Source organism: Thermosynechococcus sp. HY596 (genome assembly GCF_030518715.1).
GTDB lineage: Bacteria > Cyanobacteriota > Cyanobacteriia > Thermosynechococcales > Thermosynechococcaceae > Thermosynechococcus.
In genome coordinates this window covers 107,052-130,189 of the sequence record NZ_CP130346.1, presented here as the reverse complement: position 1 = coordinate 130,189, position 23,138 = coordinate 107,052, and the positions used below count along the sequence as shown (strand labels likewise).

The 23,138-nt window shown below is 53.4% G+C and carries 25 protein-coding genes, 1 tRNA gene and 1 other annotated feature; of the genes, 16 read left to right on the top strand and 10 right to left on the bottom strand.

What is annotated here, in order from left to right; translation table 11 throughout:
• Positions 1–3 precede the first annotated feature (3 nt).
• Positions 4–885, bottom strand: coding sequence for an alpha/beta fold hydrolase (locus QYC28_RS00635; RefSeq protein WP_302679680.1), 882 nt, complete (start codon positions 883–885; stop codon positions 4–6).
• A gap of 95 nt (positions 886–980) precedes the next feature.
• Between QYC28_RS00635 and secE the strand changes: the two genes are divergently transcribed.
• From secE to rnhA, 7 genes are all read left to right on the top strand, one after another.
• Positions 981–1,196 carry a preprotein translocase subunit SecE gene (secE, locus tag QYC28_RS00630; RefSeq protein ID WP_149817217.1) on the top strand — a complete coding sequence of 72 codons (216 nt, stop codon included), beginning with the start codon at positions 981–983 and terminating at the stop codon, positions 1,194–1,196.
• A 30-nt stretch (positions 1,197–1,226) separates the two neighbouring features.
• On the top strand, positions 1,227–1,910 hold the full coding sequence (gene nusG, locus QYC28_RS00625; protein WP_149817215.1) for a transcription termination/antitermination protein NusG: 684 nt from the start codon (positions 1,227–1,229) through the stop codon (positions 1,908–1,910).
• Between the two features lie 14 nt (positions 1,911–1,924).
• Positions 1,925–2,350: a 50S ribosomal protein L11 gene (gene rplK / locus QYC28_RS00620; protein ID WP_149817213.1), complete on the top strand. Its 426-nt coding sequence runs from the start codon at positions 1,925–1,927 to the stop codon at positions 2,348–2,350.
• 85 nt (positions 2,351–2,435) lie between these two features.
• Positions 2,436–3,152, top strand: a complete 717-nt coding sequence (rplA, locus tag QYC28_RS00615; protein WP_190278287.1) for a 50S ribosomal protein L1 — start codon at positions 2,436–2,438, stop codon at positions 3,150–3,152.
• A 27-nt stretch (positions 3,153–3,179) separates the two neighbouring features.
• Positions 3,180–3,312 (top strand) — a sequence feature (ribosomal protein L10 leader region).
• 18 nt (positions 3,313–3,330) lie between these two features.
• A complete protein-coding gene (gene rplJ / locus QYC28_RS00610; protein WP_149817208.1) occupies positions 3,331–3,858 on the top strand; it encodes a 50S ribosomal protein L10 in 528 nt (175 codons plus the stop codon).
• 75 nt (positions 3,859–3,933) lie between these two features.
• Positions 3,934–4,332, top strand: coding sequence for a 50S ribosomal protein L7/L12 (rplL, locus tag QYC28_RS00605; RefSeq protein WP_149817205.1), 399 nt, complete (start codon positions 3,934–3,936; stop codon positions 4,330–4,332).
• Positions 4,333–4,412: 80 nt separating this feature from the next.
• The gene (rnhA, locus tag QYC28_RS00600; protein ID WP_149817203.1) at positions 4,413–4,892 is read left to right on the top strand and encodes a ribonuclease HI; all 480 of its coding nucleotides are present in this window, start codon (positions 4,413–4,415) and stop codon (positions 4,890–4,892) included.
• On the opposite strand, the gene QYC28_RS00595 is transcribed toward rnhA, so the two are convergent.
• The gene (locus tag QYC28_RS00595) at positions 4,825–5,622 is read right to left on the bottom strand and encodes a TIGR01548 family HAD-type hydrolase (protein WP_286668835.1); all 798 of its coding nucleotides are present in this window, start codon (positions 5,620–5,622) and stop codon (positions 4,825–4,827) included. The genes rnhA and QYC28_RS00595 overlap by 68 nt on opposite strands.
• A 91-nt stretch (positions 5,623–5,713) precedes the next feature.
• On the opposite strand from QYC28_RS00595, the gene QYC28_RS00590 reads away from it, so the two are divergent.
• Complete coding sequence (locus QYC28_RS00590) at positions 5,714–6,013, top strand: 30S ribosomal protein PSRP-3 (protein WP_149817201.1); 300 nt, start codon at positions 5,714–5,716, stop codon at positions 6,011–6,013.
• 199 nt (positions 6,014–6,212) lie between these two features.
• The gene (locus QYC28_RS00585; protein ID WP_302679679.1) at positions 6,213–7,289 is read left to right on the top strand and encodes an isocitrate/isopropylmalate dehydrogenase family protein; all 1,077 of its coding nucleotides are present in this window, start codon (positions 6,213–6,215) and stop codon (positions 7,287–7,289) included.
• Here QYC28_RS00585 and QYC28_RS00580 read toward each other — a convergent pair.
• Together QYC28_RS00580 and QYC28_RS00575 are read right to left on the bottom strand one after the other, a co-directional pair.
• Entirely contained in the window at positions 7,286–8,647 is a 1,362-nt protein-coding gene (locus QYC28_RS00580) for a TrkH family potassium uptake protein (RefSeq protein WP_315863215.1), read from the bottom strand. The two genes, QYC28_RS00585 and QYC28_RS00580, sit on opposite strands and share 4 nt — an antisense overlap.
• An 87-nt stretch (positions 8,648–8,734) precedes the next feature.
• Positions 8,735–8,808, bottom strand: a tRNA-Pro gene (locus QYC28_RS00575).
• A gap of 103 nt (positions 8,809–8,911) precedes the next feature.
• Between QYC28_RS00575 and lepA the strand changes: the two genes are divergently transcribed.
• Both lepA and QYC28_RS00565 read left to right on the top strand, forming a co-directional pair.
• Positions 8,912–10,723 (top strand): translation elongation factor 4, encoded by a 1,812-nt coding sequence (gene lepA, locus QYC28_RS00570; RefSeq protein ID WP_149817195.1) that lies wholly within the window; start codon positions 8,912–8,914, stop codon positions 10,721–10,723.
• A 10-nt stretch (positions 10,724–10,733) separates the two neighbouring features.
• Positions 10,734–10,889 carry a hypothetical protein gene (locus QYC28_RS00565; protein WP_149817193.1) on the top strand — a complete coding sequence of 52 codons (156 nt, stop codon included), beginning with the start codon at positions 10,734–10,736 and terminating at the stop codon, positions 10,887–10,889.
• Positions 10,890–10,895: 6 nt separating this feature from the next.
• Here QYC28_RS00565 and QYC28_RS00560 read toward each other — a convergent pair whose 3' ends face one another.
• Positions 10,896–12,617: a transglutaminase domain-containing protein gene (locus QYC28_RS00560; protein ID WP_149817191.1), complete on the bottom strand. Its 1,722-nt coding sequence runs from the start codon at positions 12,615–12,617 to the stop codon at positions 10,896–10,898.
• 14 nt (positions 12,618–12,631) lie between these two features.
• Positions 12,632–15,106, bottom strand: coding sequence for an ATP-dependent Clp protease ATP-binding subunit (locus tag QYC28_RS00555; protein ID WP_302679677.1), 2,475 nt, complete (start codon positions 15,104–15,106; stop codon positions 12,632–12,634).
• A 350-nt stretch (positions 15,107–15,456) separates the two neighbouring features.
• Here QYC28_RS00555 and QYC28_RS00550 point away from each other — a divergent pair, with 350 nt between their 5' ends.
• Positions 15,457–16,149, top strand: coding sequence for an HAD family phosphatase (locus tag QYC28_RS00550; RefSeq protein ID WP_149817186.1), 693 nt, complete (start codon positions 15,457–15,459; stop codon positions 16,147–16,149).
• 47 nt (positions 16,150–16,196) lie between these two features.
• Positions 16,197–16,835, top strand: a complete 639-nt coding sequence (locus tag QYC28_RS00545) for a hypothetical protein (RefSeq protein WP_149817184.1) — start codon at positions 16,197–16,199, stop codon at positions 16,833–16,835.
• Here QYC28_RS00545 and QYC28_RS00540 read toward each other — a convergent pair.
• Entirely contained in the window at positions 16,816–19,134 is a 2,319-nt protein-coding gene (locus tag QYC28_RS00540; RefSeq protein ID WP_302679676.1) for an ATP-dependent helicase, read from the bottom strand. The two genes, QYC28_RS00545 and QYC28_RS00540, sit on opposite strands and share 20 nt — an antisense overlap.
• A gap of 173 nt (positions 19,135–19,307) precedes the next feature.
• Here QYC28_RS00540 and QYC28_RS00535 point away from each other — a divergent pair, with 173 nt between their 5' ends.
• Complete coding sequence (locus QYC28_RS00535; protein ID WP_302679675.1) at positions 19,308–19,682, top strand: DUF4278 domain-containing protein; 375 nt, start codon at positions 19,308–19,310, stop codon at positions 19,680–19,682.
• Positions 19,683–19,742: 60 nt separating this feature from the next.
• On the opposite strand, the gene QYC28_RS00530 is transcribed toward QYC28_RS00535, so the two are convergent.
• From QYC28_RS00530 to QYC28_RS00520, 3 genes are all read right to left on the bottom strand, one after another.
• Positions 19,743–20,840 carry a glycosyltransferase family 2 protein gene (locus tag QYC28_RS00530; protein ID WP_149817178.1) on the bottom strand — a complete coding sequence of 366 codons (1,098 nt, stop codon included), beginning with the start codon at positions 20,838–20,840 and terminating at the stop codon, positions 19,743–19,745.
• Positions 20,841–21,242 (bottom strand): DUF3110 domain-containing protein, encoded by a 402-nt coding sequence (locus tag QYC28_RS00525; protein WP_149817176.1) that lies wholly within the window; start codon positions 21,240–21,242, stop codon positions 20,841–20,843.
• A 105-nt stretch (positions 21,243–21,347) separates the two neighbouring features.
• Entirely contained in the window at positions 21,348–22,007 is a 660-nt protein-coding gene (locus QYC28_RS00520) for a MotA/TolQ/ExbB proton channel family protein (RefSeq protein ID WP_190278133.1), read from the bottom strand.
• A gap of 158 nt (positions 22,008–22,165) precedes the next feature.
• On the opposite strand from QYC28_RS00520, the gene QYC28_RS00515 reads away from it, so the two are divergent.
• Together QYC28_RS00515 and QYC28_RS00510 are read left to right on the top strand one after the other, a co-directional pair.
• Positions 22,166–22,771, top strand: a complete 606-nt coding sequence (locus QYC28_RS00515) for a sigma-70 family RNA polymerase sigma factor (protein ID WP_149817174.1) — start codon at positions 22,166–22,168, stop codon at positions 22,769–22,771.
• A complete protein-coding gene (locus tag QYC28_RS00510; protein ID WP_302679674.1) occupies positions 22,768–23,088 on the top strand; it encodes a hypothetical protein in 321 nt (106 codons plus the stop codon). Before QYC28_RS00515 ends, QYC28_RS00510 begins: the two co-directional genes overlap by 4 nt.
• Positions 23,089–23,138: the final 50 nt, after the last annotated feature.

Sequence of the window (23,138 nt, the reverse complement as noted above, 5' to 3'; positions counted from 1 at the left end):
ACCTCAGGGGGAGGCCAGCAACTGGCCAAGGTAGCGATCAATCCAGCCAATCATCACCGCAGGGCACTCCAACTGCGGCGTTAGTCCCACCCCTGGCATCACATCAAAGGCACGAATCGCCTCGGGGTTTAACTGTGCCAAGCGTTGACCCACGGCCACAGGAGGGAGTTTTGCCTGCTCTCCCCAAACGATATAGGTCGGCACCGTCAAATGGGGCAAGAAGCGACTGAGGTCGCAGCAGAGATCACCCCGCACAAAAGCCAGTGCAGCAAATTCTGCCCCCGCCGACTGCGCTACTTCGGTATAGGTGGCAACCATTTCCGGGCTGATGCGGCTAGGTCGGGCAAACTGTTGATTGGCCATAAAGGACTGCACACTCAGGACATTGGCCACGCCGAGGCGATAAAAGGCGATATCCACATAGGGCTGGCGGGCAATCTGGGCAAGGGGGGTCTGGCGGTAATCTTGACCAAAATCACTCAGCCCCGTTGGACAGGTGAGAATCAGGCCACAGAAGCGTTGGGGATGGGCGATCGCCCCTTGAATAGCAAAGGCTGCCGTCAGTGACGACGTGATTACCACTGCTGGTTCTGCCGTCAATTGGCCAAGGCACTCCAGCAAGTGATCCACATAAGCCGCCACCGTATAGGATTGATCGCGATGCTCAGAGACTCCCCAACCGGGCAAATCCAACGCAAAAAGGGGATACGCCGCCGCAAAGGCTGGGTAAACCGCTGACCATTCATAGCGACTAGAGCCGCCCCCAAAGCCATGCCAAAAAAACAGGGGCGGGCGGGCATAGGGCGTAGTGCTGAACTCATTTGTAACGTAGGCCACCTCCCCCATGGCGGTCGTGAGGGTGCGCGATTGCAAGCAATCAAACATCGGGATTTCCTAAAAAGAAGAAACCTGCTATGATAATAAATCGCGCTGAATTAAACGGGTAGCAACGGGCTGCCCCCGCCCTAAGGAGTGCCGCCGTGACCAAGAGTACCGAAGGCGAAAAGCCCACTAGTGGCTTTAATCTAACCGAGTTTTTCCGCGAAACCAAGGAAGAACTCAGCAAAGTGGTGTGGCCTGATCGCCAGCGTCTGATTGGCGAATCTGCGGCAGTCATTCTCATCGTTTCCCTTTCCGCTGCGGTCATCTACCTAGTGGATGAACTCTTTCGTTGGCTGGCCACACTGATTTTCTAGACAGCCAAAGATTCCTACGAGTACGCGCCTATGGTGAGTGAATTTACTGATCATTCTGATCTGAACGATCCTCTTGACGACACCGTTGAAGTGGCCGAAGGGGATCAAGCGGGTAAGGTCAAACGGTTTTGGTATGCCGTGCAGGTGGCCTCTGGCTGCGAAAAAAAAGTGAAAAGCACCATCGAGCAGCGGCTCCATACGCTGGATGTGGCCGATCGCATCTTTCGCATTGAAATTCCCCAAACCCCCGTCATCAAAATTAAAAAAGATGGCTCGCGGCAAACCATTGAGGAAAAAGTTTTTCCGGGTTACGTTCTTGTCCAAGTGCGGGCACAGCAGTCCCCCGAAACAGGTGAATGGCAAATTGATGATGAAGCTTGGCAGGTGATTAAAAACACCCCCAATGTGATTAACTTTGTGGGTGCCGAGCAACGCCGCAGTACAGGCCGCGGCCGCGGTCACGTCAAGCCCATGCCCCTGAGTCCGGCCGAAGTGGATCGCATCTTCCGCAAAGCCCAAGAACAAGAACCGGTGCACCGCATTGATCTCAATAGTGGTGATAAGATCAAAGTTCTCAATGGTCCCTTTAAGGACTTTGAGGGAGAGGTGATTGAAGTCAGTGCTGAGCGCAGCAAACTGAAAGCATTACTCTCGATTTTTGGCCGCGAAACGCCGGTCGAACTCGAAGTGACTCAAGTGGAAAAAGTAGATTAGGACGCTAACTCACTATGGCGAAAAAGGTCGTCGCAGTTATCAAACTTGCCATTCAAGCGGGTAAAGCCAACCCTGCTCCCCCCATTGGTCCAGCCCTTGGTCAGCACGGTGTGAACATCATGATGTTCTGCAAAGAGTACAATGCTCGCACCGCCGATCAAGTGGGGATGGTGGTTCCCGTTGAAATTTCGGTCTATGAAGATCGCAGTTTCACCTTTGTTCTGAAAACGCCGCCCGCTTCCGTGCTGATTCAAAAAGCTGCGGGCATTGAAAAAGGCTCCGGCGAACCCAACAAGAAAAAAGTGGGCAGCATCACCCGTGCCCAACTGCGGGAAATTGCTGAGAAGAAAATGCCAGATCTCAACGCCAACGATATTGAAGCGGCCATGCGGATTATCGAAGGTACTGCTCGCAATATGGGCGTGACCATTGCTGACTAAAGCTTTCCTTCGTGTGTTCCTGTTGAGTCCGTTGTTGTGTTGGGGGGAGAAACTGCGTTTCGTTAGTACCCCGTGGAGGTAAATTCTGATGCGTAAACTCTCGCGACGACTGCGTGAACTCTATGCCAAGGTGGAGGATCGTCCCTACGCCCCCCTTGAGGCCTTGCAACTGCTGAAGGAAACGGCCACAGCCAAATTTCCTGAATCGGCAGAAGCCCACATCCGCTTGGGCATTGATCCCAAATATACCGACCAACAATTGCGAACCACTGTGGCGCTCCCCAAAGGCACCGGTCAAACGATTCGCGTGGCGGTCATTGCCCGGGGTGAAAAAGTGACTGAAGCCAGTGCCGCCGGTGCCGATGTTGTGGGTTCAGAGGAACTCATTGACGAAATTCAAAAGGGGCGGATGGACTTTGATCTCCTCATTGCCACCCCCGATATGATGCCCCAAGTAGCCAAAGTGGGTCGGATTTTGGGTCCGCGGGGGCTAATGCCGTCGCCCAAAGCCGGTACAGTGACCTTTGACTTGCCCCAAGCGATTCAGGAGTTCAAAGCGGGGAAAGTGGAATTCCGCGCCGATCGCACCGGGATTGTCCATGTGCTCTTTGGCAAAGCTAGCTTCAGCGCCGAAGACTTGCTCGTCAACCTCAAGGCACTACAAGAGAGTATTGACCGCAACCGCCCGAGTGGTGCCAAGGGTCGCTACTGGCGCAGTGTCTATGTGGCCGCAACGATGGGGCCGAGCATTCAAGTGGACATCAACGCCCTGCGGGAGCTAAAACTGGCCGAAGCCGCCTAAGGAGGACTTGCCTATTGCCCAATACTGGACAACTCAAGACTGAAACCGAAGACCGCAGGGGTCTGGCTCAGACATAATCTTCCTGCCGAGGTTTGCGAAGTCCATCCGTTGGGATTGGGCGATCGCCCCGGCACCACTGCTGGGGTTTTTCTTGCACTGACTACAGGAGGTGATGCGCGTGGGACGCACGCTAGCAAACAAAAAAGAAATTGTGGCGGAGCTAAAGGAACGCCTGAGCGAGTCACAAATGGCACTGGTGATTGACTACCAAGGTCTCACCGATGCTGAGATGAAGGATTTGCGGCAACGCTTGCGCAAGTGTAATGCCAGTTGCAAGGTCACTAAAAATACGCTGATGGAATTGGCGGTTAAAGAAAGTGACACTTGGCAACCCATGACCCAATTCCTCAAAGGACCTTCGGCGTTCCTCTTGGTCAAGGATGACATTGGTGGCACGATCAAGGCCTACCAAGAATTCCAAAAGGCCACGAAAAAAACCACCCTACGCGGTGGGGTCATGGAGGGACGGGCCCTTGACGAAGCGCAAGTGAAGGCTATTGGTGATCTGCCCTCAAAAGAACAACTCATGGCGCAGATTGCCGGTGCCCTCAATGCCGTCACAGCGAAGATTGCCATTGGCATCAAGGAGGTTCCCGCTTCCTTGGCGCGGGCAACACAGGCGATCGCCGACAAAGGTGCGGCATAGATCGATCCTGTTTTCGGTTTCCCTTGGGAAGCCACCTGTTCTTGTTTTCTAACCTTGAAACGATAGGAGTTGACAATGTCTGCTGCAACCGATGAAATTCTCGAAAAGTTGAAATCCTTGACCCTGCTGGAAGCCGCTGAGCTGGTCAAGCAAATTGAAGAGGCCTTTGGTGTCAGTGCCGCTGCGCCGGTCGGTGGCATGATGGTCGCCGCTCCTGTGGGTGGTGGTGCTGCTGCTCCCGCAGAAGAAGTCGAAGAGAAAACCGCCTTCGATGTCATTCTCGAAGAAGTCCCCGCCGACAAGAAGATTGCCGTGCTCAAAGTGGTGCGCTCTTTGACCGGCTTGGGTCTCAAGGAAGCCAAGGAAGTGGTGGAATCCACGCCCAAACCCGTGAAAGAAGGTGCCACCAAAGAAGACGCCGAAGCCGCTAAGAAAGAACTCGAGGAAGCCGGCGCCAAAGTCAGCATCAAGTAGTCTTTGGTATCCATTTGTTTCGGGGGTGGTCTTGTGGCCCCCCCTTTTTTATTTGCAACCTTTGGAGGGCATAGAGACTCATGACCGAGATTCGTGCCATTTATACCGATGGTGCCTGCGAAGGCAATCCGGGACCGGGGGGCTGGGGCGTGGTCATTTACTTTACCGACGGCTCTGTGCAGGAACTGGGGGGACATCACCCCGCGACCACAAATAATCGCATGGAATTGCAGGCGGCCATTGCAGCCCTCAAGGCATGGCGCCAACTGGCTCCGGGGAGCGCGATCGCCCTTTACACCGACAGCGAATATGTCCTCAAGGGAATTACGGAGTGGATCCACAACTGGAAACGGCGGGGCTGGAAAACAGCCGCCAAAAAGCCTGTTCTCAACCAAGACCTGTGGCAGGAGCTAGATGCCCTCAATGATCCCTTAGTCCAGTGGCACCATGTGCGTGGCCATAGTGGCGATGTCGGCAATGAACGCTGTGATCTTATTGCCCGCAGTTTGAGTCGTGGGCAGCCAATTGCCCTAAGAACGCTGCCACCATCGCTGGGGTAATGTCGCGCGTGTGTTCAAAAACTGCACTGGCTCCCGCTGAGCGCAAGCGATCGCCATAGCGTTGCCGATCTTCGGGCTGGACATGGGGAGGAATCACCCCTAAGGCAATCCACGGCGTTGTTGCTTGTTCTTTGCGGGCATTGACAACGGTCTGCATATCCGCCACTGTATCCCCCACATAAAAGGCAGGAATGGTTTCCTGAGCCGCGGCCTGACGGTAGGCCATGCGGAGTCCTGTGGGGTCGGGTTTGCCGGGGGCATCTTCCATGGCGATCAAAAGGGGCTGATCGAGACCCAAGCGGTGTTTCAGAACATATTCTGCCGAGTCCCGCGTCGCACCACTGACAAACCCCCAGCGGATTTGTGCCTGATCAAAAGCCTGAAAATAGGCAACATCCACCAGCAGTGGCTCATCTTGAATATAGCCGCACCAATTTTCGCCACTATAGCGCTCCTCAAAAAAGATCACTAGGCGTTCATAGTCCAAGGGCACTTGGCAGCGGGGTTTCCCTTGGCGTTCAAAGTAGCGATAAATGAGTTCACGCGACCCTTCCCAGTCGTTATTCCAGCAGCCTTCCGCCTTGAGGTTGTCAATTTCCTTTTGACTGGGACGATAGGCACCCCCCGTAAAATGCTCGACGGTATCCGCTAGGGCACGGCGATAGGAACGACTGACATCGCGAATCACCCCATCAATATCAAAAAAGACACAGGCGCAGGGGGTACTCAACCGTAGCTCTCCAGAAACTTGTATGCAGTTGGCCTGATTGGTTATTATAAAGGATGGCTTTTTGTGAAAAACGAGTTTTAGGAGGTTAGAATTGTCCCGCTTTACCCTGAGAGTACTTTGGTTAGAAAAAGACGTGGCGATCGCTGTCGATCAAATTGTTGGCAAAGGGACAAGCCCCCTCACCTCCTACTTCTTTTGGCCGCGCACCGATGCTTGGGAACTCCTGAAGGCGGAGTTAGAGAAGAAATCTTGGATTACGGAAGCCGAGCGGATTGAACTCCTCAACCGTGCCACCGAAATCATTAACTACTGGCAAGAGGAAGGCAAAAATCGTCCCGTCAGCGAGGCACAAAAGCGCTTTAGTGATGTTAGTTTTGTAGGCACAGCCTAGGGTATTCTGAATCCCGAGGTAAATCACTACCTGTTGAGGAGAAACATGATGGGAATTGTTTTGTACTTTGTCATTGTTGCGGGCGCGATCGCCTTGGCGACAATTTTGTTTCACACGCTACGTACGGTGAAGCTCATTTAGCGGCATCATACCCTCCTAATACCTTTGTCTTTCAGTTCTGCATAGGGAGAGAGAACTCGTGTCCCACGCTGTTACCTTAATTCGCGGCGACGGTATTGGTCCTGAGGTTGCCGCTGCCACTCGCACTGCCATTGATGCTACGGGCGTCAAAATTGATTGGGTGGTGGTGGATGCCGGTGTGGACATGATGGAACGCTACGGTACCCCCTTGCCCGAACACGTTCTCGATGCGATCAAAAGCACGAAAACTGCCATCAAAGGGCCGATTACCACCCCCGTAGGTACGGGCTTTCGTTCTGTGAATGTCGAGATCCGCAAGCGGCTCAATCTCTATGCGAACCTACGGCCGGCTAAATCCATTGTTGGGGTGAAAAGCTATTTTCAAAACATTGACCTTGTCATTGTTCGCGAGAATACCGAAGACCTCTATGCCGGGATTGAGTTTGAATACACCAGTCCCGAGGCGGCCAAAGCCCGTGCCTTTTTGAGTGATCTAGCGGGTAAGCCGATCCGTGAGGATGCTGCCATTGGTGTCAAGCCGATTTCTGTGCTGGGGAGCGATCGCATCATTGAGTTTGCCTTCAAATATGCCAAGGCCAACCATCGCCAGAAAGTGACTGCCGTTCACAAGGCCAACATCATGAAATTTACCGATGGCCTCTTCCTTGAACGTGCCCGCGAAATTGCTACCCGTTACCCCGACATTGCCTTTGAAGATCGCATCGTCGATAACATGTGCATGCAGTTGATGCAGAAGCCCGAACTTTATGATGTGATGGTGATGCCCAACCTCTACGGTGATATTCTTTCCGACCTTTGTGCAGGGATGATTGGTGGCCTTGGGGTGGCTCCCGGCGCCAATATTGGCGATGAATATGCCGTTTTTGAGGCGATTCATGGTTCAGCACCTAAATATGCCGGCCAAAATAAAGCCAATCCTACGGCATTGATTCTCTCTGGTGTGTTGATGCTGCAACACTTGGGTGAAATGGAAGCGGCACGGCGTCTTCAGGCAGCTGTGGAAAAAGTCATTGCTGAGGGGCGCTTTGTCACCTATGATTTGGCTGCAGCGGGCAAAGAACCCGTGGGTACCCAAGAGATGGCTGCCGCCATTGCCGAGTACGCCGCCCCCTAACCCACCAACAGGTTTTCCTCAGGATATTGGACGCTAGAAGGCTGGGGGTCGCCGATAATTGCCGCCATCAGCAGCAGGATACCCACCCGTCCGGCATACATTGTTACAATTAAGACCAACTTGGAAAAGACGCTTAGCCCACTGGTAATACCGGTGGAAAGACCAACGGTGGCAAAGGCGGAAACGGTTTCAAAGAGAATATTGATGAAATTCTCTTCGGGGTCAGCGATCGCGATGAGGGTAGTGGAAACCAGCACCGTAAACATTGAGCCAAAGGCGACAGCGACCGCTTTCATGATCAGCGAGGGGGGCACCTGACGGCGGTAGAGCAGCACCACCTCTTTCCCTTGCAGAGCTGACTTGGTAATCCCTGCCAAAATCCGCAACGTGGTTGTTTTAATGCCCCCTGCCGTCCCACCGGGGCTACCGCCAATAAACATCAGGGCAATCATAATAAATAGCCCGCCATTATTGAATTCACCAATGTTGACGGTATTAAAGCCCGCCGTCCGCGCTGTCACCGACTGAAACCAGGCCAAGAGGAGCTTCTGATCAAAGGAAAAAAGACCAAATCGTTCTGGCGATCGCATCTCCGTCGCAAACAGCATCGCCGTTCCCAAGATGAGGAGAATCGCCGTTGTACTCGTCACAATTTTGAAATTGAGGCTAAACGTCATCTGGCTCGCCTTGCGGATTAGATAGGCGGGTTTACCCCAGTGGCGCAGATGCTCCCGCAGCCAAAGATAAAATTCAAAGATCACCTCATAGCCAATGCCGCCAAAAATAATCAGCAGTGAAATCACGAAATTCAGGGGCACAGAGGTTTGATACCCCATCAAGCTGTCACTAAACAGACTAAACCCGGCATTATTCCAAGCACTGATACTGTGAAACACCGCCAGCCACAGTGCCCGTGGATCACTAACGTCTTGGCGAAAAATCAGCCACAGCAACAAGGCACCCGTCAGTTCAAAGAGAAACGTGAGACCCAAAATCGAGCGCACCAATTGCCGTGCCCCCTGCATGCCCCGCCGATCCAAGGCTTGCTGTACCGCTATCTTCTGCCGCAGGTTAAACTTGCGTCCCAGCAAAATAATCAAAAAGGTGGTCGCCGTCATGTACCCCAGACCACCCACTTGGATCAACAGCAGAATCACCAGTTGACCAAAGGGAGAAAAGTGGGTTCCCGTATCGACAATAATGTGGCCGGTCACACAAACGGCCGATGTTGCGGTAAATAGCGCAACGATAAAGGGGTTCCATTCCCCATTACTAGTGGACCAAGGCAGCCACAACAGCAGCGTCCCCAGCGTAATCACCGCCAAAAATCCAAGGCAAATTGTCCGTGGAACCGTCAGCATCAATGAATACGTATCCAAAAGGCCTGAGGCTAATCTACCGCAGGATTGTATGGGCAACAATCGTTCTAGGTTTACGGTTCCGAATCGGGATGACAGGATTTGAACCTGCGACCCTCTGCTCCCAAAGCAGATGCGCTACCAAGCTGCGCTACATCCCGGCAGTTAATTTCTATCCTACCACCGAATTCTCAGCACAATCGGACAGGGACGCTTAGAATCAAGAAAGGAGTTTTTCATTTTGTTAAGGTTGTCCTCGCTGGTATGACCGACGTCCCCGTTTCCCACATTCGCAATTTCTCGATCATTGCCCACATTGATCACGGCAAATCGACCCTTGCCGATCGCCTGCTGCAATTTACAGGCACGGTGGATCCCCGTGAAATGAAGGAACAGTTTCTTGACAATATGGAGCTGGAGCGGGAGCGGGGAATTACGATTAAGCTGCAAGCGGCCCGCATGACCTACACCAGTCGCGATGGCCAAACGTACATTTTGAACTTGATTGACACCCCCGGCCACGTGGATTTTTCCTATGAGGTGTCGCGATCGCTGGCTGCCTGTGAAGGGGCACTCCTCGTTGTGGATGCCTCCCAAGGGGTAGAAGCGCAAACACTGGCCAATGTCTATCTGGCATTGGAGCATAATTTAGAGATTATTCCGGTCCTCAACAAAATTGACCTACCCGGTGCTGAACCCGATCGCGTCAAGGCCGAAATTGAAGAGATTATTGGTCTCGATTGCTCCCAAGCGGTTCTAGCGTCCGCCAAGGAAGGGATTGGCATTGAGGAAATTCTGGAATCGATTGTGCATTTGGTGCCGCCGCCTCGGGATACGGTAGATCAACCCCTGCGGGCATTGATTTTTGATAGCTACTACGATGCCTACCGAGGGGTGATTGTCTATTTTCGGGTCATGGATGGTGTGGTTCGCAAGGGCGATCGCATTCGCTTGATGGCCTCTGGCAAAGAGTACGAAATTGATGAACTCGGCGTTCTCGCGCCCAACCAAAAACCCGTGGACAGTCTCCATGCTGGGGAAGTGGGCTACCTCGCAGCCGCCATTAAAGCCGTTGGCGATGCCCGTGTCGGCGACACGATTACATTGGCACAAAACCCAGCCAAGGAACCTCTTCCGGGTTATACTGAGGCCAAACCGATGGTCTTTTGTGGTCTTTTTCCCACGGATGCCGATCAGTTTGAGGATCTGCGGGAGGCCCTTGAAAAATTGAAGCTCAACGATGCTTCGCTCCACTACGAGCCGGAAACCTCCAGTGCCATGGGCTTTGGGTTCCGCTGTGGTTTTTTGGGGCTGCTGCACATGGAAATTATCCAAGAGCGGCTAGAGCGGGAATACAATCTGGACTTAATCATTACCGCCCCTTCGGTGGTCTATCGCGTCACCACCATCAAAGGGGAAGTGCTGACGATTGATAACCCCAGCCTGCTACCGGAACCCCAATACCGCGAAAAAATTGAGGAACCCTACGTTCAACTGGAAATGATTACCCCCGAAACCTATGTGGGAACGCTGATGGAATTGGCGCAGTCGCGGCGGGGCATCTTTAAGGATATGCGCTACCTCACCCAAGGGCGCACCACATTGGTCTATGAAATGCCCTTGGCGGAAATTGTGACGGACTTTTTCGATGAAATGAAGTCGCGATCGCGCGGCTATGCCAGTATGGAATACCACCTGATTGGCTACCGTCCTAATGATCTGGTGAAACTGGATATCCTGATCAATAACGACCCGGTGGATTCCTTGGCAGCGATTGTTCACCGCGATAAGGCCTACTATGTGGGACGTGCCCTTGTCAGCAAACTCAAGGATTTGATCCCACGCCACCAGTTCAAAATTCCCATTCAAGCGGCCATTGGCTCACGGGTGATTGCCAGTGAAAGTATTCCCGCCTTACGCAAAGATGTCTTGGCCAAGTGCTACGGCGGCGATGTGACCCGTAAACGCAAGCTCCTCGAAAAACAAAAAGCGGGTAAAAAACGGATGAAGGCGATCGGGCGGGTGGATGTCCCCCAAGAGGCCTTTATGGCGGTATTGCGACTCAAGAATGAATAGGAGGCTCAGGGTGTCTCAACGGTCATCGGGCAAATGGGTGGCGATCGTCACCGGTGTCATTTCCCTGTTATTGGGAATTGGCTACTTGGTGTTAGTACAGCTTTTGGATTGGCGCGGCGATTGGCAGCCGGCTCCTTTGGGATTACTGCGAGTGCTCCTGTTTTAGAACTATTTAGGCAATTGGGGGCAGCTCACCATGAATGGTAAAGCGCACATGATTGAGGGCTAAATCTCCAAGGCGTAGCCCGCGATCGCGATAATTCGTGCTCTCAAAGCGAATCCCTTTACCCGCTTCCACGTGGTACCAAGGCAGTGCCATAAAGAACCGTGTTGGATAAGGGCCGCGCTCTACGACATCATCGGGATTGGACTCCATGGGCAACCAGCCAACCCCCGGCACATAAAACTCCAACCAAACGTGGTTATAGGTGGGTTGAAGGGGGATGCCCCGCTTTTGGGGATGGGGGGGACATTTGTAGCGACCCACCGTACGGCAGGCAATGCCATTTAATCGCGCCAAGGCAAGGAGCACCCCCACGTACTCACCACAGGACCCCGTTCCCCGTTTCAAAACCAAATCGGGCGTTTCAATCGTGGGTCGCATGGCATAGCTCAGGCGATCGTACACATAGTTACGAATCTTGAGCATCTTGCGCAGGATATTGGTCTCTGTGCCCACAGCTTGCCGTGCCACCTCCTGGACAATGGGTTGATCCATCGCCAACTCATCGTTATCCACTAGATACTGTGCTGCAAATTCTGGCGGCAGCGGTAGCGTCTCATCAATGTCGTCAAAGCTGAGATGGTACTTGATACCTCTCACTTCTAGCCAAGCACGCCAACCAAAAAGACGGGCTTCGTAGGGACGCACTTCAGGAAAATCAAACACCGCCACCTGCTGATCACCCACGGTTTCCAAGCGAAAGGGGGTACCGACGGGTTCAACCCGCAGCAATTTTTGGCGCAGGGAATTGGCGGGCAGAGCAATTCGCCACTCTAGGTTATCTAGGTGCAGCGCATCGAGGGGAGACATTTCCTCCACGTAGGCCATCTCAATCAGATAGCCATTGGAGACCGTGTAATACTGCTCTTTGTGGGTCTGATAGAGCAGAGGATGAATCAGGCAAATATCGCGATGATCAATTTCGAGGGGGGCTTCGCGGTTGTTGGGGTTATCCCGCAAATAGGGTTCTTCACCGCCATAGGCCACCCACAGTCGCCCCGTTGCATCAAAGGTAAACGCCGTTGGCTGGGCAAAGGGCGTCAAGGCCACCCATTCAACACGGCCACTCTGGCGATCGAGACAATAGATAGATTGCTCTAGGCGATCGCTCACCCACAGATAGCCATCCTTGAGGGCTAAATTTTCACAGCCAATGCCCGGCGCGCTGAGGCGATACTGCTCTCGACCTGTTTCATCAAAACAGTGGATGTAACCCGATTTTTGACAGGCCACATAGATGCCTGTGTCATCCACCGCCACACCGTAAATGGGATAGCGGCACTCCAGCACCTTTTCTACATGCCAGTCAGGCAGATGACAGCGATAGAGCCATGTGTCCCGGCAAAACCAGAGGGTTTGGCGATGGAGACAGAGGCCATCGGCATCGAGAAATGCCTCTAGATCGTAGGGATTGAGAATCTCACTGTGGTCATTTTCGCCATTGATGAGCAAAATAAAGCCCCGCACCCGATCCAAGGCCAAAAAACTGGCGCCAAGGGTTGCTTGGCAAAAGGGCAAACGGGGCAATTGACGTAGCCACAGGGCTTGGGGATCGACCCATGCCAGACCGTGGATTTGGTAAGCACCCAAGGGATAAATGGTGCGCCAGTCGTGATCCAGCGCTCGGGAGCTGAGGGAGTCCCCATAAACCTCTTGCGGTGTGTCTGGCATAGGAAGTCAATACCCTACTCAACCGCTTGGGGCAGTAGCTCACGCCGAGGTTGAGCTTGGATCTTCACTTGACCCGATTCATCCACATCAATGAGGGCAGTATCCCCTTCACGAATGCGGCCAGAGAGCATTTCCTCAGCCAAGGTATCCTCTAGGAGGCGCATAATGGCTCGCCGCAGGGGTCGCGCACCGTAGCTGGGATTGTAGCCTTCTTCAATGAGTCGCTCCTTGAAGCGATCCGTCACTTCTAGGGTGATTCCTTTCTCGGTCAGGCGTGAGAAGACCTCCCTCAAGAGGATGTCAGCAATTTGCTTGACCTCGTCTTTGGTCAGCTGGCGGAAGACAATAATCTCATCCACGCGGTTGAGGAACTCTGGACGGAAGTACTGCTTCAGTTCCTCATTCACCAAGGAGCGAATGCGATTGTATTGCGATTCAGCAGCATCCTCAGTGCCAAACTCAAAGCCAAGACCGCCAGCGCCTTTCTCAATCACCTTCGAGCCAATGTTCGAGGTCATGATCAAGAGGGTGTTCTTGAAGTCAACGGTACGCCCCTTAGAGTCAGTGAGGCGACCATCCTCAAGGATTTGCAGCAGCAGGTTAAAGACATCGGGATGGGCTTTCTCGATTTCGTCAAAGAGCACCACCGTGTAGGGACGCCGCCGCACGGCTTCGGTCAGTTGACCGCCCTCGTTGTAGCCGACATAGCCGGGGGGCGAACCAATGAGCTTGGAGACGGTATGCCGCTCCATGTACTCGGACATATCTAGGCGGATCATCGCCTCTTCAGAACCAAAGAAGTAGGCGGCCAAGGCTTTCGTTAGCTCGGTTTTACCCACACCGGTTGGCCCAGAGAAGATAAAGCTAGCAATGGGACGGTTGGGATTTTTTAGACCGACACGGGCACGGCGAATGGCACGGGAGATGGCTTTCACCGCTTCATCTTGGCCAATGACCCGCTGGTGCAGGGTCTCCTCCATGTGCAGCAGTTTTTCCGATTCGCTTTCGGTGAGCTTGCTGACAGGCACACCCGTCCAAGAGGCAACAATGTGGGCAATGTCCTCTTCGGTAACGACGGGGGTTTCCTCTTCACCATTGGCGCTTTCGGATTTTTTCTGCTGGGCAATGGCACGGATTTGCGCTTTCAGTTCCATCTCGCGATCGCGCAACTCACCCGCTTTGTCAAAGTTTTGGGCACGCACGGCATCGTCTTTTTCTTTGAGCACTTGCCGCAATTCGCGATCCAGTTCCTTGGCCGCAGGCGGTAGTTGCGAGTTAATCAGGCGCACCCGTGAGCCGGCTTCGTCAATGAGGTCAATGGCTTTGTCGGGCAGATAGCGATCGCTAATGTAGCGATCAGACAGCTTCGCTGCCGCCTCAAGGGCTTCATCGGAAATTTTCAGCTTGTGGTGCTTCTCGTAGCGTTCCCGCAGGCCGTAGAGGATCTCAATGGTTTCCTCAACGGAGGGTTCACCCACCATCACCGGTTGGAAGCGGCGCTCCAAGGCGGCATCTCGCTCAATGTGTTTGCGGTACTCATCCAACGTGGTGGCACCAATGCACTGCAACTCACCACGAGCCAAGGCGGGTTTGAGGATATTCGCCGCATCAATGGCACCCTCAGCAGCCCCAGCCCCAATCAACGTGTGTACCTCGTCAATCACCAAGATCACGTTACCGGCTTGGCGGATCTCATCCATGATCTTCTTCAGCCGCTCTTCAAACTCACCTCGGTACTTCGTGCCCGCCACCAACAGGCCAATATCGAGGGTGACCACCCGCTTGTCTTCTAGAATATCGGGGACATCTTTATTGGCAATGCGTTGGGCAAGGCCTTCAGCAATAGCGGTTTTACCTACCCCCGGTTCACCGATCAGCACAGGGTTATTTTTGGTGCGGCGGCCGAGGATTTGAATCACCCGCTCAATTTCTTTTTGCCGACCCACCACGGGATCTAGCTTGCCATCAATGGCCATCTGGGTGAGGTTGGCACCAAATTCGTCCAGCGTTGGTGTTTTGGTACGCCCTTGGCTGGCACCGGCAGCCACTTCTGCGGTTTCACCCAGCATACGAATCACTTGAGTGCGCACTTTCGACAGGTCAACGCCGAGATTTTCAAGAACCCGTGCTGCTACCCCTTCCCCTTCGCGAATCAGACCCAAAAGAAGGTGCTCAGTACCAATATAGTTGTGTCCCAGTTGGCGGGCTTCTTCGAGGGAGAGTTCCAACACTCGCTTGGCACGGGGGGTAAAGGGAATCTCCACCGCTACAAAACCAGACCCACGGCCAATAATTTTTTCCACTTCGATGCGGGCATCCTTGAGGTTCACGCCCATGGAACGTAGCACCTTCGCAGCCACACCGGTGCCTTCACCAATCAATCCGAGGAGAATTTGTTCGGTACCGACAAAGTTGTGGCCGAGGCGGCGAGCCTCTTCCTGTGCCAGCATGATGACTTTAATGGCTTTTTCTGTAAACCGTTCAAACATGACCCTTCCCCTAATGGCTCCTGCGTGCTGGTAACACTCATCTTAACACGTCCACTTTGGCGTGTTTTTGTATGCCAATTTACAGCCCTCTTCCCAAAAGATGGAACAGACCCAGAACCGTCAAATCCACTCTTAAACAGGATCAACGTCCCTTGACGTACCCTATAGCTTAGATAAAGGGCTGTACTCCTACTGTAGATGTTGACTCATTTTTTTGCAGGTGTGGTTGCCCGTATTTTAATTGAGATTTTGGGGGCTAGCCTGCGGCAAAATTCCATTGATCGATTGGCCAGCCTCTTTAGTCTCAAAAGACGATAGACTACACTTGCTGATGCCCAACTTTTTCGCCAATGGCTAATTTTTCCCAGTTTCTTGCCGTTGAACCCTCGCAGCGTGCCCTGATTTTTGATATGGATGGGGTGATCTGCCATACCATGCCCTACCACCTTGAAGCTTGGCGGGTCTATGTCGATCGCACCCCTGAACTGCGGCAGCAGATCAATCTGGAACAGTTGCGGCAAATGGGGGGCAAACGCAATGCCGAACTCCTGCCAGAACTCTTGGGGCGATCGGTCACTGAAGCGGAAGTCGAACGCTGGGGCGCCGGCAAAGAGGCTGTCTTTCGGGAATTGCTGGCACCCAATTTGGAACTGTTGCCGGGGCTGTTGCCCTTTCTCAAAAGTGCTAAAGAAAAGGGCTATCGCTTGGGCCTAGGCACCTCGGCCTGTGCTGCCAATGTGGAATTGGTGCTCTCCTGTGAGGGGGTGGGCAACTTTTTCGATACGGTGGTGATGGAGCAGGATGTGCAGCGGGGCAAGCCCGATCCAGAATGCTATCTCCTAGTGGCGGAGCGGTTGCAGGTGTTGCCGCAGCATTGTCTTGTCTTTGAGGATGCCGTGGCAGGGGTGATGGCAGCGGTGCGGGCAGGGATGCTCTGCTGGGGAGTGTTAACAACGCAATCGGAAACGGCACTGCAAGCCGCAGGAGCAGAGGTCTGCATTGAGGACTTTACGGATCCGCGCCTGCAATGGCTATTGTCCTAGGGCATTTTCGGCGATCATGGGTACTGGCGCGTTAGGAATCCACCACCTTGGGCGTTGATCTGCGCAGTTATGTCTATCTCGACTCGATTCAACCGCAACACGCGGCCTACTTGGGAACCGTGGCTCAAGGGTTTTTGCCTTTGCCGGGGGATTGCTCCCTCTGGGTGGAGATTTCACCGGGGATTGATGTCAATCGCCTTTTGGATATTGCCTTGAAGTCTGCGGTGGTGCGGCCGGGAGTTTTGTTTATCGAGCGACTCTACGGACTATTGGAGGTGCATTCGGGCAATCAGGGGGAAGTACGCGCAGCAGGGCAAGCAATTTTAGATGCCATTGGCGCTCGGGTACAGGATTGCTTGCGGCCACGGGTGATTTCGAGTCAGGTGATTCGCAATATTGATGCCCACCACACCCAACTAATTAACCGCTCGCGGCGGGGCAATATGATTTTGGCGGGGCAAACCCTCTATGTGTTTGAAGTAGAACCTGCCGCCTATGCTGCACTGGCCGCCAATGAAGCGGAAAAGGCAGCACTCATTAATATCTTGCAGATTTCAGCCGTGGGCAGTTTTGGCCGACTCTTTTTGGGGGGCGCGGAGCGGGATATTCTGGCAGCAGAACGGGCCGTCTTGGCAGCCATGGAACGCTTGCCGGGGCGTGATAGCCTTAGCGATCGCCGCGAGTAGCTTTGGCATATTTCTTTAGCTTCTGCTCTAGGGCAGCTAAGAAAGGACAAGGGGGACTGTCTTGGAGTTGATAAAACCCTCGCCAGTCAAAGCTCTGCCAGTTAAAGGGGGCTTGGTGGGCGGCGGCGAGCCACAGTAAACGCTTAGCACGGGTCATGGCCACGTAAAGCAGGCGGTATTCCTCAGCAACTTTGGCCTCTTTGGCTTTTTGATAGGCGGTTTGCCAGTCAGGAAGGGGTTGCTGATGGCCGTAGGCCCGCAGTTGCGATCGCACCACATCCGTAAAATCCACCTCTGGACTGAGGAACTTGGCATTGGCCCCCACCCAGCTCTCACCGGGGAGGGTTCTTGCCTCTAAAAAGGGGACAAAGACGGCATCCCAATCCAGACCCTTGGCGCGATGCATCGTCATAATCGTTACCTGCCCCGATCGCACTAAACGGCTATGGAGGTCTTCCATCTCAACAGCGTCAAAGCGATCCGCTGCCACCAACTCCTGCCAACGGGGATGGATACGCTCCCACAGTTGCGTTGGTTCCTGCTGTGCCAAGTGGCAGATCAGGCGATCGCTGGTGGCCAATTCAGCGGCATCATAGCCCAATTCCTGAGCGCAGTACGCGATCAAAGGAAATAGAGACAGCTCTAGGCGGGCTTTGAGGAGACGTTGACAGTAGTGCCGTGCCTTGAGTACCGGTTCTTCGGCAGGGGGGTCTAAAGGACTAGGGTAGAGAAACACCTCTGGCTGGGCGGCTAAGCGATCCAAATTTTGGACAGAAATGCGTTTGCGCTCCTGAAGAACAGTCAGGGCTGCTTTGACCGCTTCGGGAGAATAGGGACAGTGGAGAAAATAAAGAATGTCCAGCAATTCTTTGGGCACCTGCGATCGCCGTTCAATGCCCGATACATCGAGAATCGGAATCCCCTGAGCGGCAAGGTCGGTATCAATGCTGAAGCTAGCGGGCGATCGCAACAGATCCGCGACAAATTCCCCTTGGCGGTTGGTACGCACCAGTACCGCAATTGAGGCCTCAGGATACTCTGCTAAAACCTCAGAAATACGTGCTGCTAGCTCGCGCACGGTCTCGAAAACGGTTGCTGGTCGGGCAATTTCTACCCCTTCTCCCCAGGGGGGTGGGTTCGCCCCCGGTTGCGGATCTGTCGGTGAGACGGGCTGAATTGCTTGGGATCGAAAGGGCAGTTCTTGGCCTTTGAGGGCATGATTGACCCAGTTCACTAAAAAGTTGGCCGATCGAATGACCAATGGGGTGGATCGCCCCGCTTGGGTCATTTTATAGAAGGCCTGCTGCTGGGCACATTCGTCACAGAATTCATTAAAAAAGAGCGGGTCTGCCGCCGTAAATGTGGAGTTAATGGCTTGATTGGGATCCCCCACCCGCACAAAATTCACTTGCCCTGTGGTGTTGTCCTCGGCGAGAAGTCGCAGTAACCGCGATTGCAAGGGGGTCGAGTCCTGCGCCTCATCCTCAAAGACGGCATACACCCGCTGTTGCCATTCTTGGCGACACTGGCGATCGCCCTCTAGGAGTTGTACCGCTGCCAAAATCATCTCATCATAGTCAATTTGCTCTCGCTGCGCTAAATGGTGCTGGTACAGTGCCAAAAGGTCGGCACCAATTTCTAAAAAGGGGTAGGGTTCTGCTGCGGCTGCACTTTGGGAGCGCAACTGCTGGGACAACTGCCGCAGATCATGGGGCGTCAATGCCATACTGCGGGCACTGCTAATAACGGTTTGTGCCAACTTCACCAAGATGTCAGTCAAAAGCGCACTTCTGCGACCATCGTGTTCAACGTCACTCAGGGGACTGGTATCGCAGCCTTGGATCAGTTGCTCGAGAATATCGGGGTGCGATCGCGCCCATTCCTTAACACAGGTGACACACAGGCGTCGCTGCTCATGCTCACTCATTAAATTCTCGCCACTCCAACGCAGACCCGCTGTGGGGTGACTGGTGGCAATTTTCAAGGCCAAACTGTGGAGCGTCTGCACACTAAAACCATTGCGGGGCAAGCCCATTTCCCGCAGGTACTGGCGAATCCGCACCTTGATATTGGCCGCTGCCGAACGACTATAGGTGACTACGACCAGTTGCCGCTGTTGATGGAGTTTTTCGCGAGCGATGGCGCTCGCTGCTCCTACGGCCATGCCATGGGATTTGCCTGCTCCGGGCACTGCCGATACCGCCAAGAGACCCCCTTGCCATTCACTGATTTCCCGTTGACCCGGACGCAACGTCCTTAAAAGGTGACTGGCATTGGCAGGGAGTGACAACACGTTCATAGGAGGACTGTGGGAGGGCTAAAGATTTGTTAAAAAAACCGGCTTCTACCCAATGAAGATCGAAAAATCGTATAATAGAATACAGAAATTTAGAGGCAAGTTGTTTCCTAGCGCAGACCACCTAAAGCTTGATAACGAGTCAATAGTATTCACCTAGGAGCCTTGATTTAATTATGCAACTAATCTATCGCGGCGTTAAATACGAAACTTCTGAGCAGCACATTCCCCTTGTTGAATCGGGTGCCAAGGGTCTCTACCGGGGGACGCAATGGGTAGGGCACAAAGCGGCTGAACCAGTTCCTCAACCCAATCATGTCCTCTGCTGGCGGGGGGTAACCTACCAAACCAACGGTACACCAGTTACCACAACCGCTCCGACGACGAGTACTGCCCCTTCAGTACTTCCCCACCGTAAGCGCGACTCCTTGGCCGAAGCCCATCGCCATGCAATTCTGAAAACTCTTGAGCGGCGGCTGCAAGTGGCTCGGAGTCAGGGCAACGAAGACCTCATTAGTCTGCTGGAAGAAGAGTGGCAGCAATTTGCCTAAGGTTGGATCACCGAAACCCAAACTGCGGTGCCGTTGCTAACAGCGGCACTTTTTTATTTTCTATTGGTGATTGCCCCTTTCTTGGCGAAAAGCTGTTGCTTGGGCAAAGGCCGCCGCCGCCCGCTCGCGATCGCCCAAGGTTTCATAGGCACGCCCTAGTTGTTCGGCGGCAATCTCCCGCACATAGCCCAAGGGAAAAATCATCTGTTTACTGTAGCCATTGGTGCGCCCCAGTTCAAGGCAATACTCAAAGTAAGCCGTTGCTCCCAAGGGGAATCCCAAAGCCATCAGCCAGCGCCCGGCCAAATCATTGAGGGGAGGATAGGTGGGAAACCACACCAGACTTTGCTGACAGAGGAGTTGCAATGTTTCGTGATCCCCCATAGCCAGCAGACGCCGCCCCAGTTGATTCAGAATTTCGGGCAGGGCGCCAGGGGCATTCTCAGGCAGTTGGCCGGTGAGGAGATGGGGCAAGAGCCGCTCAAAAAGTTCTTGGTAGCAGTCATCCGCAGCCGTGGGGTTATTCACAGCGTGGTACATATCCGCCAAGGCAAAAAGGAGATTCAAAGGCAGACCTTCACTGGCGCGGATACGTTCCAAAATCGGGATGTTGCGATCGCGCATCTTGGCTTGAATTTGTGCGGGTTGATAGCCATAGTGGTCAATGCGCAGCGTTTCCAGAGTACCAATGGTCAGCGGTTCTGCGGCTGTCGAAACCAACTGCTCATGGAAGCGTCCCTGATAGCGCAGCGTCGGCAGGTTGCGAAAGAGTCGCACAATGGCAAAGTCAGAAAATTGCTGCCCCGTGCCGATTTCCCGCCGTAGGAGTTGGTAGGCAGTGAGGGTGCTGCCCTCCAGTTGTTGTCCGAGGGGCACAGGTGGCTCCCGCAAGGTCACGAGCACCTCATCAGCATCAATCACCAAAATCCAATCGCCCGTGGCCTGCTCTAGGGAGTAATTGCGGGCAGCGGCAAAATCATCCTGCCAAGGGAAGGTAAAGATGCGCTCTGTAAACTGGCGGGCGATCGCGATCGTCTCATCCGTTGACCCGGTATCTACCACAACGATCTCATCTACCCAAGGCTGAACACTGCCCAGACAGCGTGCCAAATGGGCTGCCTCATTTTTGACAATTAGACAGGCACAGACCCGCACCATCTACAGCAGCTTTTCAAATTGTTGGCGCAACTGATTCAGTTCACTTTCGGAGAACTCACTCTCAGCAGCGGGGGGCACGCGATTTTCTAGTTCCCAGTCGGTTTCTTCGACATTGCGTTCGGGAGGCGCCAAGAAGAGACGCTCAGCATCGTTTGTCGGCACAAATCCTTCGGGCACCAAGTGACAGGTGTAGCCTGAGGATTCGCAGAATTCTTCGATTTCCTTGGCATCAATGGGGACAACGCTGGGGGGATGAAAATCCTGTGCCTCTAGGAGCATGGCGTAGCGACTGGCATCGTCTTCGCTTTCAAACATCAGAATCAGGTTGCGATCGCCCAGTTGCAGAGAATGAATGCCCTCATTTTCAGTCCCCGGGTTGTAGAGCAACACGTAAACGCGCATGATGCCTCGCTAATGAAATCTCAACAGCGATTATAACGATTTTGGTTCCCCCTACCCGTAGGATTTTCTCCTTCAAAACTGTCAAAGGGGCAAAAATAGCTTGAGTTAGAACAATGTTTTTTCAGGTTCCCCTTTGATCCGCTGCTCTAGCCATGCTTGACGATAGGTGAGTTCTAATTCATTGCCAGTGCGGCGAAAAATTTGTGCCTGCTGCAAGAGAAACGCTTGAAAGAGCCGCTGAAAGGCAAGGGCAATGATCGCCACCACCAGACCAGAGGCAGTACTAATCAAGGCCTCACTAATCCCGAGACCCACGCCCATGGTGGCCGGTGTGCCAATATCCCCCAAGCGAATAGAACTGAGGGCACTAATCAGACCTAACACCGTTCCCAACAAACCCAGTAGAGGTGCCATCGTAATCGTTGCCTCTAAGACCTTTTCTCCCCGCCGCATGGCACTCAGCTCCTCATCAGCCGCAGCTTCTAGGGCTAGGCGAAAGATTTCTGGGTTGGTGTCAATCAATTGTAAAGGGGTATAAAGGAAGCGACCAATCGGTTGGTCACAGGCATTGGCTGCTAATTCAATGGCTTCTTGCCAATCGTGGCGAGCGGCATCCAGAATCTGCTCGGCCAGTTTCGTCTCTCCTTGGAGAACAATGCTCCAAAACCAAAGCCGCTCAAAAATGGTGCCTAAGGTCAAGATCGAGAGAATCAGTAGTGGCCACATGGCCAAGCCACCACGGTTAAAAATTTCAGCGATATTCACGATCAGTTCCCTGTCAGAGCATCCGACGTTTAGTATAGTCCAGCCAGTAGCCGCAATTGTTTACCAAATTCTAGCGAACCGTGGTGCCAAGGGTCTTGAACCGCTCTTTTCGATGCCCCGTCTAAATAGATGATTACGTTAATGGAGTGATACCTCGCATGAGTGTATCTTTACCCCTATCAGCGGCAACGGCATCAACGGCTATCGTGACCCGACCCCAAGTGATCGATCCCGATCGGCGGATTATTGAGCAGTGCCTTTCCGGACATCCAAATGGGTTTCGGGAACTCTATCAACGGCATCAGCAACGGGTGCGATCGCTCCTGTTTCAGTTGTGCGGTGCGGTTGCCCTTGACGATTTGGTGCAGGAGGTTTTCTTGCGGGCATGGAAGGGGCTAAAAGGTCTCAAACATGAGGCAAAGTTTTCAACATGGCTCTATCGGATTGCCTGGAATGTGGCTTGCGACTATCGCCGTCAACTGGCAACGCGCAAATCGCGACATCAGCAATACCTGTCTCAAAGTGAGCCACTCACCCCTGGACTGGATCTACGGCAATTGCATTACGAAGATTTAGTTCAGCGCGGTTTAGCCACCCTGCCCTTGGAGTACCGCAGTGTTTTGGTCCTGCATGATCTGCAGGGCTTGCCCCAAAAGGAAATTGCTGAAATTCTGCGGATTCCTGTGGGTACAGTGAAATCCCGCCTCTTTCGTGCCCGAGGCACATTGCGGACTTACTTTACGGAGGCTGGAATCACTTTATGAAACGTGAACCCCCACCTGTGGAGGATACAAATTTGGTTAAGTTTTTACAAACCTATGCGGGGACGCCCCCGCCCCCCCACCCCCATTTGGAGCAGCGCATTGTCCAAGCGGCTCTGCATCAACACCAACTGAGTAAGCGACGCTGGCAAGTCGTGTCTCTTTTGGGGGCTGGCGCGATCGCCACCGCCACCAGTGTGTGGTTCCTCAAACCTTCAACTCAAGTGGCAAAGCAGACGTCCCCGGATGCAGTGGCTATCTTCATCACCACCAATTGGCAAGCAATGTTTCAGGACGCAGAACCCACCATCTTCGACTAAATTCTGTCCACCCTACTTTTACTCTTTGTTGAGTTTTGACAAGTTAAGTT

Excerpts from the sequence above, each read along its gene's own strand:
- rplK (WP_149817213.1), top strand. The coding sequence starts at position 1,925 with ATGGCGAAAAAGGTCGTCGCAGTTATCAAACTTGCCATTCAAGCGGGT.
- rnhA (WP_149817203.1), top strand. The coding sequence starts at position 4,413 with ATGACCGAGATTCGTGCCATTTATACCGATGGTGCCTGCGAAGGCAAT.
- QYC28_RS00560 (WP_149817191.1), bottom strand. The coding sequence starts at position 12,617 with ATGCCAGACACACCGCAAGAGGTTTATGGGGACTCCCTCAGCTCCCGA.
- nusG (WP_149817215.1), top strand. The coding sequence starts at position 1,227 with ATGGTGAGTGAATTTACTGATCATTCTGATCTGAACGATCCTCTTGAC.
- QYC28_RS00510 (WP_302679674.1), top strand. The coding sequence starts at position 22,768 with ATGAAACGTGAACCCCCACCTGTGGAGGATACAAATTTGGTTAAGTTT.
- QYC28_RS00555 (WP_302679677.1), bottom strand. The coding sequence starts at position 15,106 with ATGTTTGAACGGTTTACAGAAAAAGCCATTAAAGTCATCATGCTGGCA.
- QYC28_RS00535 (WP_302679675.1), top strand. The coding sequence starts at position 19,308 with ATGCAACTAATCTATCGCGGCGTTAAATACGAAACTTCTGAGCAGCAC.
- QYC28_RS00540 (WP_302679676.1), bottom strand. The coding sequence starts at position 19,134 with ATGAACGTGTTGTCACTCCCTGCCAATGCCAGTCACCTTTTAAGGACG.
- rplL (WP_149817205.1), top strand. The coding sequence starts at position 3,934 with ATGTCTGCTGCAACCGATGAAATTCTCGAAAAGTTGAAATCCTTGACC.
- QYC28_RS00635 (WP_302679680.1), bottom strand. The coding sequence starts at position 885 with ATGTTTGATTGCTTGCAATCGCGCACCCTCACGACCGCCATGGGGGAG.
- QYC28_RS00515 (WP_149817174.1), top strand. The coding sequence starts at position 22,166 with ATGAGTGTATCTTTACCCCTATCAGCGGCAACGGCATCAACGGCTATC.
- QYC28_RS00530 (WP_149817178.1), bottom strand. The coding sequence starts at position 20,840 with ATGGTGCGGGTCTGTGCCTGTCTAATTGTCAAAAATGAGGCAGCCCAT.
- QYC28_RS00550 (WP_149817186.1), top strand. The coding sequence starts at position 15,457 with ATGGCTAATTTTTCCCAGTTTCTTGCCGTTGAACCCTCGCAGCGTGCC.
- QYC28_RS00525 (WP_149817176.1), bottom strand. The coding sequence starts at position 21,242 with ATGCGCGTTTACGTGTTGCTCTACAACCCGGGGACTGAAAATGAGGGC.
- lepA (WP_149817195.1), top strand. The coding sequence starts at position 8,912 with ATGACCGACGTCCCCGTTTCCCACATTCGCAATTTCTCGATCATTGCC.